Origin of the sequence: Pseudomonas sp. Irchel 3A7, from assembly GCF_900187565.1 — a bacterium.
In the GTDB taxonomy this organism is placed as follows: Bacteria; Pseudomonadota; Gammaproteobacteria; order Pseudomonadales; family Pseudomonadaceae; genus Aquipseudomonas.
This window is the reverse complement of sequence record NZ_FYED01000003.1, coordinates 370,474-381,960: the sequence shown is the minus strand read 5'-3', so window position 1 is coordinate 381,960 and position 11,487 is coordinate 370,474. Positions and strand designations below refer to the sequence as shown.

9 protein-coding genes are annotated in these 11,487 nt (G+C 61.4%); 5 read left to right on the top strand and 4 right to left on the bottom strand.

The window, feature by feature from the left end; all coding sequences use genetic code 11:
- Positions 1-105: 105 nt before the first annotated feature.
- From CKW21_RS06665 to edd, 4 genes are all read right to left on the bottom strand, one after another.
- A complete protein-coding gene (locus tag CKW21_RS06665) occupies positions 106-1,533 on the bottom strand; it encodes an ATP-binding protein (protein WP_371917512.1) in 1,428 nt (475 codons plus the stop codon).
- A 31-nt stretch (positions 1,534-1,564) separates the two neighbouring features.
- The gene (locus CKW21_RS06660; RefSeq protein WP_095193200.1) at positions 1,565-2,296 is read right to left on the bottom strand and encodes a response regulator; all 732 of its coding nucleotides are present in this window, start codon (positions 2,294-2,296) and stop codon (positions 1,565-1,567) included.
- 159 nt (positions 2,297-2,455) lie between these two features.
- Positions 2,456-3,406, bottom strand: a complete 951-nt coding sequence (locus CKW21_RS06655; RefSeq protein WP_095193199.1) for a glucokinase — start codon at positions 3,404-3,406, stop codon at positions 2,456-2,458.
- The gene (edd, locus tag CKW21_RS06650; RefSeq protein ID WP_095193198.1) at positions 3,403-5,229 is read right to left on the bottom strand and encodes a phosphogluconate dehydratase; all 1,827 of its coding nucleotides are present in this window, start codon (positions 5,227-5,229) and stop codon (positions 3,403-3,405) included. Before edd ends, CKW21_RS06655 begins: the two co-directional genes overlap by 4 nt.
- A gap of 220 nt (positions 5,230-5,449) precedes the next feature.
- On the opposite strand from edd, the gene gap reads away from it, so the two are divergent.
- From gap to CKW21_RS06625, 5 genes are all read left to right on the top strand, one after another.
- On the top strand, positions 5,450-6,451 hold the full coding sequence (gap, locus tag CKW21_RS06645) for a type I glyceraldehyde-3-phosphate dehydrogenase (protein WP_095193197.1): 1,002 nt from the start codon (positions 5,450-5,452) through the stop codon (positions 6,449-6,451).
- A 140-nt stretch (positions 6,452-6,591) separates the two neighbouring features.
- A complete protein-coding gene (locus CKW21_RS06640; protein WP_095193196.1) occupies positions 6,592-7,056 on the top strand; it encodes a methylglyoxal synthase in 465 nt (154 codons plus the stop codon).
- Positions 7,057-7,133: 77 nt separating this feature from the next.
- A complete protein-coding gene (locus tag CKW21_RS06635; protein ID WP_095193195.1) occupies positions 7,134-7,652 on the top strand; it encodes an RNA polymerase sigma factor in 519 nt (172 codons plus the stop codon).
- A gap of 102 nt (positions 7,653-7,754) precedes the next feature.
- Positions 7,755-8,720 (top strand): FecR domain-containing protein, encoded by a 966-nt coding sequence (locus tag CKW21_RS06630; RefSeq protein WP_095193194.1) that lies wholly within the window; start codon positions 7,755-7,757, stop codon positions 8,718-8,720.
- 122 nt (positions 8,721-8,842) lie between these two features.
- On the top strand, positions 8,843-11,431 hold the full coding sequence (locus tag CKW21_RS06625; RefSeq protein ID WP_095193193.1) for a TonB-dependent receptor: 2,589 nt from the start codon (positions 8,843-8,845) through the stop codon (positions 11,429-11,431).
- The last annotated feature ends 56 nt before the right edge of the window (positions 11,432-11,487 follow it).

Here is an 11,487-nt window from a genome sequence, read left to right as displayed (position 1 = left end):
ATCTGACGCCTTCGCGAGCAGGCTCGCTCCCACAGGGGGATCTGTGTCGTACGCAAATCCAATGTGGGAGCGAGCCTGCTCGCGAAAAACGATGACGCGGTATCCCTAATCAACACTGCGCGGCAATTGAAGAGTCACCCTTAAACCACCCTCACGCAAATTCTGCAAACTCACCTCCCCCCCATGGCTATGGGCAATATTGCGCGCAATCCCCAGCCCCAACCCATACCCCTGCTGCTGCCCGGCCAAACGGAAATGCGGTTCGAACACCTGCTCCAGCCGCTGCTCGGGAACCCCCGGTCCTTCGTCGTCGACATGCAGCACAAACGCACTCTCATCGTCATCGATGTGCAGGTGCGCGTTCCGGCCGTACTTCAGGGCGTTGTCGATGAGGTTGCCGATGCAGCGCTTGAGCGCCAGCGGTTTACCCGGATAGGTGGCCAGCGCCCGCCCCTGCTGGGTCACGCGGCCATTACCGTTCGGCGCCAGATAAGGCTCCACCAGACAGTCGAGCACATAGTTGAGGTCCACCTGCTCGATGTTTTCATGGATGTCCGTGTCTTTCACACATTGCAGCGCGCCCTTGACCAGCAGCTCCAACTCATCCAGATCGCGACCGAACTTGGCTTGCAGCTTTTCGTCTTCGAGCAATTCGACCCGCAACCGCAGCCGGGTAATCGGCGTGCGCAGGTCATGGGAAATCGCACTGAACAACTGACTGCGTTCGGTCAGGTAACGGCTGATGCGCTCGCGCATGGTGTTGAAGGCACGACCGACTTCGACCACTTCACTGCCCCCGCCCTCGGCCACTGGCTCGACGTCGGCACCCAGCGACAAGTCCCGCGCCGCGCGCGCCAGGCGCTTGAGTGGCCGGCTCTGCCAGTGCACCAGCAGGCCGATGAACAACAGCAGAAAGCCGCTGGTGAGGACGATGAACCACACCTGCTGCGCCGGCAGGCCTTGCTCTTCAAGACTGGTGTAGGGCTCGGGCAACAGCGAAGCGATGTACAGCCATTCGCCGGGTGCCATCTGGATTTGCGTCACCAGCACCGGCGGGTTCACCGGTTCCAGGGTCAGCGCGTAGTGCGCCCAGGAGCGTGGCAACTCATCGAGCTTCAGGCCGCCATTGAAAATCCGCAGGTCTTCGGGGCTGACAAAGGTCACCGAAATATCGGTGTCTTGTCCCAGGGATTGACGCAGCACTTCGTCCACTGCCTTGATCACCGCGGCCTTGCGCGGGGTGATCGGCAGCACTTCCATGCCCAGGGGTTTGTCGTTGAGGGTGACCACGAACCGCGTGCCGCCCATGCTGCGCAACTGGTCGAGCACCAACGGCCGAAACGCCACCGGCAACGAGCGGAAATAACTGACGCTGGCGGTCATCGAATGGGCGAGGCTGCGGGCACTGGTGACCAGCCCCTCGAGTTGCGTGGCACGCAATTGCGAAACCCAGATCACGCTCGACAGTGCCTGGGCGAACAACACCGCCAGCAAGGTCAGCAGCAACATGCGCCCGAGCAGCGAGCGCGGCACGGGTATTCGTCCGGCGAGCTTGCGCAGGGATTCAGTGGCCATTGCTGGCAATCACATTGGCTGCCAACTGGTAGCCGCTGCCACGCACGGTGCGAATCAGCCGAGGTGGTTTTTCCGTGTCGCGCAGGCGCTGGCGCAGGCGACTGACCGCCATGTCGACGATGCGATCGAGCGGCATCAATTCACGGCCACGGGTGGCGTTGCCGATGGTGTCGCGGTCGAGGATTTCCTGGGGGTGATCGAGGAACAGTTTCAGCAAGGCGAAATCGGCACCGGACAGAATCACTTCTTCGCCATCGATGTGAAACAGCCGGTGGCTGACCATGTCCAGCCGCCAGTCATCGAAGGCCAGCACTTCACCGCCGTTACGCTCCTGACCAAACTGGGCACGGCGCAACAGGGCCTTGATGCGTGCCTGCAATTCACGGGGACTGAAAGGTTTGCCCAGGTAATCGTCGGCACCCAGCTCCAGGCCGATGACCCGGTCGGCCTCGTCGGAACTGGCGGTGAGCATGATGATCGGCACTTGCGCCCGCTTCGGATGCTGGCGAATCCAGCGGCACAAACTGAAACCGTCCTCGTCCGGCAGCATCACGTCGAGGATCACCAGGTCGCTCGGTTCATCGTTCAGGGCCTGGCGAAAACCGGCGCCATCGGGCGTGGTACGTACCTGGAAACCGGCGCGGGTCAGGTAGGTGTCCAGCAACTCGCGTATCTCTTGATCGTCATCGACCAACAATATCGACTTGTTGACTGAGCTCACTTCGAAGGCATCCTTGTTGTTGGAATTGGGGCGGATTATGCCTGATCGTGCGTAAATCTTTGGTGTCTGTGAGAACCTCTTCGCGAGCAGGCTCGCTCCCACAAGGTTATCGGCGATCCTGTGGGAGCGAGCCTGCTCGCGAAAGAGGGAGACGCGGTTTCAGGCCTGGTCCAGCGCCACACCCGCGCCAACCAACCCCGAATACGGCGCCGTCACCAGCCACACCGGTATCCCCTTGAAGTAATCGCTCATGCAACCCTTGTCGGCAAAGCACCGGGCGAAACCGCTTTCGAGGAAGAAATCGGCGAAGCGCGGAATCACGCCGCCGACGATGTAAACGCCACCGCGTGCACCGGTGGTCAGCACGTTGTTGCCGGCCACGCGACCGAGCCAGCAGCAGAACTGCTCAAGTACTTCCAGGGCAATCGGGTCGCCCGCCAGGCCGGCGGCGGTGATCGATTCCGGGGTGTCGAGCACAGGCGCGTGGCCATCCACCGCGCAGATCGCGCGGTAGACTCGCGGCAAGCCGCCGCCGCTCAACGCCGTTTCGGCGCTGACATGACCGATCTCATTGAAGATGTGTTGCCACAGTTGAGTCTCACGCGGACTGCTCAGCGGCAAATCGACATGGCCGCCCTCCCCCGGCAGCGCGGCAAAACGCCCTTCGCCGAGATCGAGCAAAGTGCCGACGCCCAGCCCGGTGCCCGGACCGATCACCACCGCCGGACGCAACGGCTCCGGCGTGCCTTCGCAGACCACGCGGAATTCGCCCGGCTGCAAACGGGTCATGCCCAGGGCCATGGCCGAGAAGTCATTGACCAGCAACAACTGCTCCACCTGCAAGGTCTCGCAAAATCCCCTGCGGCTCAGGCGCCAGTGATTATTGGTGAATTTGAATTCGTCGCCGCTGACCGGGCCGGCCACCGACAGGCACACCGAACCGATCGAACCCGGCACCAGACCCAACCCGCTCAGGTAGAGACCGATGGCCTCTTCCGGGCTAGCATGGTCGGCCGTCGCCAGCACCTGGACCGATTCCAGCTGCTGGTTTTTCCACAACGCGAACCGTGCGTTGGTCCCACCGATGTCACCGACCAAAGCCAGTTTCAATTAAGCGTCTCCAGGGCAGAAGTAAAGGCGCTGGCGCCCTGCTCCGCCGAGCTGAAGGCCATGCGCATGAAACCAAACAGTTCGCGACCGGTGCCGATGTTGTTGCCCAACAGGCCCTTGGCCGGCGTGCGCGCTGCGAATTCTTCGGCGTCCACCTTAAGCTCCAGGGTGCCTTTGATGCCATCGACGCGGATGATATCGCCCTCTTGCACCCGCGCCAAAGCGCCGCCCACATAAGCTTCGGGACTGACGTGAATGGCCGCCGGGATTTTCCCCGATGCGCCGGACATGCGCCCGTCGGTCACCAGGGCGACTTTGAAGCCACGATCCTGCAGCACGCCGAGGAACGGCGTCATCTTGTGCAGTTCCGGCATGCCGTTGGAGCGCGGCCCCTGGAAGCGCATCACCGCGACGAAATCCTTCTCCAGCAAACCGGCCTTGAACGCGTCGGCCAGGTCCTGCTGATCCTGGAACACCATGGCCGGGGCTTCGACGATCTGGTTTTCCAGGGCCACGGCCGAGACCTTCATCACCCCGCGACCGAGGTTGCCTTCCATCACCCGCAAGCCGCCCTCTGGCGAGAACGCGCGAGCGACCGGGCGCAGGATGCTTTCATCGAGGCTTTCGGTGATGCCTTCACGCCAGACCAGCTCGCCGTTGTCGAGGAACGGTTCCTGGGTGTAGCGGCTCAGGCCATGCCCCAGCACGGTGTTGACGTTTTCGTGGAGCAACCCGGCGTCCAGCAGTTCGCGGATCAGGAACGACATGCCGCCCGCGGCCTGGAAGTGGTTGATGTCGGCTTTGCCGTTCGGGTAGACGTGGCTCAGGGTCGGCACCACTTCGGAGAGGTCGGCCATGTCCTGCCAGGTCAACTGGATACCCGCCGCCATGGCGATCGCCGGCATGTGCAGGGTGTGGTTGGTCGAGCCGCCGGTGGCGTGCAGGGCGACGATGGAGTTGACCAGCGAACGCTCGTCGACGATTTCGCCGATCGGCAGGTAGTCGCCGTTCTGCTTGGTAATGCGCGTCACCTGATGCGCCGCTTCGCGGGTCAGGGCGTCGCGCAATGGCGTGTTCGGGTTGACGAAGGAAGCACCCGGCAAATGCAGGCCCATGACTTCCATCAGCAACTGGTTGGTGTTGGCGGTGCCGTAGAAGGTGCAGGTGCCGGGGCTGTGGTAGGAGTTCATTTCCGACTCCAGCAGCTCTTCGCGGCTGGCCTTGCCCTCGGCATAGCGCTGGCGCACGTCGGCTTTCTGCTTGTTGGAAATACCCGACACCATCGGCCCGCCCGGCACGAAGATCATCGGCAGATGACCGAACCGCAGCGCGCCCATCATCAGGCCCGGGACGATCTTGTCGCAGATGCCGAGCATCAACGCGCCATCGAACATGTTGTGGGACAACGCCACGGCGGTGGACAGCGCGATCACCTCACGGCTGGGCAGGCTCAGTTCCATGCCCGGTTCGCCCTGGGTCACGCCATCGCACATGGCCGGGGTACCACCGGCGAACTGACCGACCGAGCCGATCTCGCGCAGGGCCTTTTTGATCAGCTCCGGAAAGACCTCGTATGGCTGATGCGCCGAGAGCATGTCGTTATATGACGAAACAATTGCGATGTTGGCGGAGTTCATCATCCGCAAGCTGTTCTTGTCGTCGCTGCCGCAACCGGCCACGCCGTGGGCGAAGTTGGCGCATTGCAGTTTGCCGCGCATCGGGCCGTCGCTGGCCGCACCGCGAATCAGTGCAAGGTAAGCCTCACGCGTGGCGCGACTGCGGGCGATAAGCCGTTCGGTGACCTCAAGGACGCGGGGATGCATGTGTAGAACTCCAGGCTAACGGATGTGGCGACCTGATTGTCTATGCTGATCAAACACCGGTGTCGATGGGATGACAGACGGTTTTGTTGACCATTCGGACCAGTTGATTCAGGTCACTCGTTGTAGATTGAACAAAATATTGCCATTAAAAAGGCTTGTTTTCTATTTTTTTGCGAATAATCTTGTAATTCCAACAACAAAACGACGGCGGCGCTGATAAATGACTCTTCGAATCGCAATCAATGGTTTTGGCCGAATTGGCCGTAACGTCCTTCGCGCACTCTATACCCAAGGCTATCGTCAGGATTTGCAGATCGTCGCCATCAACGACCTGGGGGACAGCGCAATCAATGCGCACTTGCTCAAGTACGACACTGTTCACGGCACGTTCGACGCCGATGTCCAGCACGATCAGGAAAGCCTGACCGTCAACGGCGACCGTATCGCGGTCAGCGCCATTCGCAATCCGGCCGACCTGCCGTGGGCCGCGGAAAAGATTGATGTGGTATTCGAATGCACCGGTCTGTTCACCGACCGGGCCAAAGCCGCCGCGCATATTACGGCCGGCGCACGCAAAGTGATCATCTCGGCGCCGGCCAAGGGCGCAGACGCCACTGTGGTGTACGGGGTCAACCACGACATCCTGCGCCAGTCGCACCAGATTATTTCCAATGCGTCGTGCACCACCAACTGCCTGGCCCCGGTGGCCCAGGTGCTGCACCGCGAACTGGGCATCGAAAGCGGTCTGATGACCACCATCCATGCCTACACCAACGATCAGAACCTGACCGACGTTTATCACACCGACCCGTACCGCGCGCGCTCGGCCACCCAGAACATGATCCCGAGCAAGACCGGCGCCGCCGAAGCGGTCGGTCTGGTGTTGCCGGAACTGGCGGGCAAGTTGACCGGCATGGCGGTGCGCGTACCGGTGATCAACGTGTCCCTGGTCGACCTCACCGTGCAGCTCAAGCGCGAAGCGTCGGCCGATGAAGTCAATGCGATCATGAAAGAAGCCAGCCAACACTCGAAAATCCTCGGCTACAACACCCTGCCGCTGGTCTCCAGCGACTTCAACCAAAACTCGCTGTCGTCGATTTTCGACGCCAACCACACCAAATCCAGCGGCAAACTGCTCAAGGTGCTGGCCTGGTACGACAACGAATGGGGCTTCTCCAACCGCATGCTCGATAACTGCCTGGCGCTGTGCAACGCCGAATAAGCCCCCCCTACATGTAGGCGCGAGTTCTGCTCGCGATGAACTGTCGAACACCGCGGGGTATCAGGTTCCCCGCGTTATCGTTAGCGACCATCGCGAGCAGAGCTCGCTCCTACAGGGTTCGTGTCATTTCTGGAGCCCCCATGATCGGCATCACTTTCACGCAAAAAACCATGGCCGCGCGCAAGCGCATCGCCCTGGTCGCCCATGACCACTGCAAAGTGTTTTTGCTGGACTGGGCCGAGCGGCAGAAAGACCGGCTGGCGCAGCATGAACTGGTCGCCACCGGCACCACGGGGTTGTTGTTGCAACAACGCCTCGACCTGCCGGTGGAGAGCATGATCAGTGGCCCACTGGGTGGCGACCAACAGCTCGGCGCGCGAATCGCCGAGCAACGGGTCGACATGCTGGTGTTCTTCTGGGACCCGTTCGAACCGCAACCCCACGACCCGGACATCAAGGCGCTATTGCGGGTCGCGGCGGTCTGGAACATCCCGGTGGCGTGCAACGAATGCAGCGCTGACTACCTGCTCAGCAGCCCGTTGATGGATGAGGCGCACGAGCACCGGATTCCGGATTACGCGACGTATTTGCAGGGCCGTGCGTAAAGCTTCACAAATCAATACTTGACCATTCGAGCGGATGATAAGCATTATCATTCGCTCGAAACGGATCAGGTCTTCCCGTGAGTCAATCGCGCTTCAACGACGTCTTCATCACCCAGCGAGTCTCCCTGCTGCGCACGCTGGAGCGGATGGTCAACAATCACAGCACCGCTGAAGACCTCCTGCAGGAGACCTACCTGCGCGTGACCCGCGCGCTCGGCGAGCGGACCATTGATCACCTGGAACCCTTCGTTTTCCAGACCGCCCGCAACCTGGCGCTGGACCATTTGCGTGCGCGACGCATCCACTCGCGCACCATGGTCGATGACGTGCCGCCGGACGTGGTGGAAAGTGTCGCCGCCCCCGCCAGCAGTGCCGAGGACGCCGCCCATGCCGAACAATTGCTCGAGCGTCTGAACGTGCGCCTCAGTCAACTCAGCCCCCGTCAGCAACAGATTTTCATCCTCAGCCGCCTGCACGGGCACAGCTATCTGGAGATCGCCGAAAAACTCGGCGTGTCGCTCAGTACCGTGCAAAAGGAGCTGAAACTGATCATGACGATCTGTATGGGCGTCGCAGGACGCAGCTCCAAGCTTTAAGCTGCAAGCCGCAAGTTAAAAACGGCAAGTCAAAGGCCTAACCAAGCTTGCAGCTTGAAGCTTGAAGCTTGAAACTGCTTTTCAAAAGCCTGAGGAAACCCCGTGACGGACACCCACCGCTCCCCTTCGCCCTCACCGGCGCAGGCCACTGCAGACGCGATGGACCAGGCCCTGGACTGGCTCATCGTGCTGGACAGCCCGAGCGAAGAACAGACCCGCCAGTTCCACCAATGGCTGGCGGCCGACCCGGCCCATGCAGAGGCGTTCGCCAGGGCCCAGGCGATCTGGAACGGTCCGCAAGTCACGCAGTGCGCGCAAAGCCTGGCGGCGCGGCCAGCCAAAGTCACCCTGCTGGCGCGCCTGCGCCCGCACTGGAAACCCTTGGCCACCGCCGCCGTGCTGATCCTCGGCCTGTTCAGTTTCAGCAATCTGCCGCTGCGCCTGCAGGCCGATCACCTGACGGTGGTCGGTGAACGCCAGCGCCTGCAACTGGAGGACGGTTCGAAAGTCCTGCTCAACACCAACTCGGCATTTTCCAGCACCATCAACGACCAGCAGCGTGTGGCGCGCCTGTATCAGGGCGAAGCGTTTTTCGAGGTGCAACCCCATCGCGGCCAACCGCTGGAAATCGACGCGGGCCCGGTCACCGCCAGTGTTCGCGACACGGCATTCGCCGTGCGTTATCTGGATGGCGTGACCCAGGTTCGCGTGCAGCGCGGCGATGTCGATCTGCGCGCCACCCGCGACGACGCACGGGTTCGCCTGACGGCCGGTGAAAGCATCCGCATCGGCCCCAACGGTTTCGACCGGCCGGCCAAGCTGGATGCCGCCACCGACCTGGCCTGGGTCCAGGGTCGCCTGGTGTTCGAAAACTGCCCGCTGAACCAGGTGCTGGCGGAGCTGCGTCGCTACTATCCGGGCTGGATCATCAACAACAACGAGCAGTTGGCCGATGTTGCCGTCACCGGAAATTATCGTCTCGACCAGCCCCTGGACGTGGTCCGCTCACTGGCCCACATCACTTCGGCCCGGCTCAAGGAATTCCCTGCCTTAGTGATCTTGAACTAAATGAGAATTATTTTTACTCGATAGCTGAACGTCGTACGTCTCGTTATAGCCAATGCAATTGATTCGCATCTCTGAATGCCAATCAGCACCTATAAAGATTCGTGCGACACGGAGCGCTATCGATGTCCTCTCGCCTTACCCGCCAGTCCTCTTCACCTTCGCGCATGCTCTCGCTGCTGACCGCCGCCATCCTGATGGCCGGCACTGCACCGGTCATGGCCGCCACTGCCGAACAGCCCAGCCGCAACATGGGCGACTACGCGTTCGCCATCGCGCCCCAGCCGCTGGTCTCGGCACTCAATGACTTTACCGCCGTGACAGGCTGGCAGGTCGGCTTGCCGGCAGAACTGGCTGAAGGGGTGACATCGCCGGGTGTACGCGGGTCGCTGGCGCCGGAAAAGGCCCTGGATCGCCTGTTGGTGGGGACCAACCTGAGCTATCGCAAACTGGGCAATAACAACATCGTGCTGGAACGCCGCACCAGCGCCGGCACCCTGAATCTGCAACAGGTGACCATCAGCGCCACGCGTAACGAGCAGGACGTGAACAGCGTGCCCAGCACCGTCACTGTGCACACTCGCGAAGAACTGGACCGCAACAACGTCAATACCATCAAGGATCTGGTGCGCTACGAGCCGGGTGTCTCCGTGGGTGGTGCCGGTACACGGGGCGCAATCAGCGGCTACAACATCCGTGGTATCGACGGGAACCGCGTGCTGACCCAGATCGATGGCGTTGAAATACCCAACGGCTTCTTCAACGGCCCTTACGCCAAGACCCAGCGCAACTACGTCGACCCGGAAATCATCAAACGCGTCGAAATCCTCCGCGGTCCGGCTTCGGTACTGTACGGCAGCAATGCCATCGGCGGCGCGGTCAGCTACTTCACCCTCGACCCGGACGACATCATCAAACCCGGCCAGGACGTCGGCGCGCGCCTGAAGACCGGTTACAGCTCCGCCGACGAAAGCTGGCTCAAGTCCGCCACCGTGGCAGGTCGCGCCGATCAGTTCGACGGCCTGCTGCATTACAGCCAGCGCGACGGTCATGAAACCGAATCCTATGGCAGCAACAACAGCACCGGCTTGACACGCACCGCCGCCAACCCGGAAGACGTACGCGCCACCAACGTGCTGGCCAAGATCGGCTGGAACTACAACGAAGATTCGCGCCTGGGCCTGGTGTACGAGAAGTACAAGGACGACCGGGACACCGACCAGAAAAGCGCTTACGGCGGTCCGTTCTTCGCGGGTGCTCCCACCATTCCTGCCAGCGTACTGCCCGGCGGCATGTACCAGTGGCGCACCGGTAACGACACCATTACCCGCGAGCGTTTTGGCCTGGAGCACCGCTTCGTCCTCGACAGTCTGCTGGCGGACAACGTCAAGTGGAGCCTGAATCACCAGATCGCCAAAACCGACCAGAGCACCGATGAGTTCTACTTCCCGATCACCCGTCAGGTCCTGCGTACCCGGGACACGATCTATGAAGAAAAGCAGTGGGTGTTCGATGCACAACTGGATAAAGCCTTCAGCATCGCCGACACCGAGCATGTGCTGACCTATGGCACCACCATCAAGCAGCAGAAAGTCACCGGCTCGCGCAGCGGTAACGGTACCTGCCTGGCGGTCGGTCGCGGATGCACCGCCATCGGTGCCACCAGCACGGCGGACGTACTGAAGAAATCCAGCGACTTCCCGGACCCGACCATCAACACCTACAGCGTGTTCGCCCAGGATCAGATCAGCTGGAACAACTGGACCTTTCTACCGGGCCTGCGCTACGACTACACCGAGCTCAAGCCGCACATCACCCAGGCGTTTCTCAACACCGTGGCCGCCGATGGTCGCGGCACCGTCAGCGACGACAACAAGACCTGGCACAAAGTCTCGCCCAAGTTCGGCCTGACCTACGCCTTCAACGACCATTACACCTGGTACGGCCAATACGCCGAAGGGTTCCGCACCCCGACCGCGAAGGCACTTTACGGGCGTTTCGATAACACCGCCGCCGGCTACCGCGTGGAACCGAACCCGGATCTGGATCCGGAGAAAAGCCAGAGCTACGAGACCGGTCTGCGCGGCAACTTCGAGCAGGGCTACTTCGACGTGGCGGTGTTCTACAACAAGTACCGCGACTTCATCAACGAAGACGCCGTTACCCCTGGCTATGACGAACCCACTTTCCAGAGCGCCAACATTAAACATGCCACCATCAAGGGTGCAGAGATCAAGGGCCGCCTGAACCTCGATGCCTTTGGTGCGCCACAAGGCCTCTACACCCAGGGATCGGTGGCTTACGCCTACGGTCGCAACAACGACAACGGCGAGCCGATCAACAGCGTCAACCCGCTGACCGGCGTGTTCGGCCTTGGTTACGACCAGGACAACTATGGCGGCTTGCTCAGCTGGACCCTGGTCAAGAGAAAGGATCGCGTCGACGACAGCAACTTCAAGTCGCCGGACGGCGTCAGCAGTCAGTTCAAGACTCCGGGCTTCGGCGTGCTGGACCTGAGCGCCTACTACAAAGTGACCGACGACGTGACTGTCAGCGGTGGCGTGTACAACCTGACCGACAAAAAGTACTGGCTGTGGGATGACGTGCGCGGCTACGACAACGTCGGCGAAGCCTCGGTGACGCAACCGGCCAACCTCGATCGCCTGACTCAACCGGGCCGCAATTTCGCGGTCAACCTGATCTGGGATATCTGACCACATCACCACGCAGCGCGACTGATGAACGTCGCGCTGCGAGGATTTTTACTGTC

Coding starts and splice junctions, on each gene's coding strand:
- CKW21_RS06640 (WP_095193196.1), top strand. CDS start 6,592: ATGATCGGCATCACTTTCACGCAAAAAACCATGGCCGCGCGCAAGCGC.
- gap (WP_095193197.1), top strand. CDS start 5,450: ATGACTCTTCGAATCGCAATCAATGGTTTTGGCCGAATTGGCCGTAAC.
- CKW21_RS06625 (WP_095193193.1), top strand. CDS start 8,843: ATGTCCTCTCGCCTTACCCGCCAGTCCTCTTCACCTTCGCGCATGCTC.
- edd (WP_095193198.1), bottom strand. CDS start 5,229: ATGCATCCCCGCGTCCTTGAGGTCACCGAACGGCTTATCGCCCGCAGT.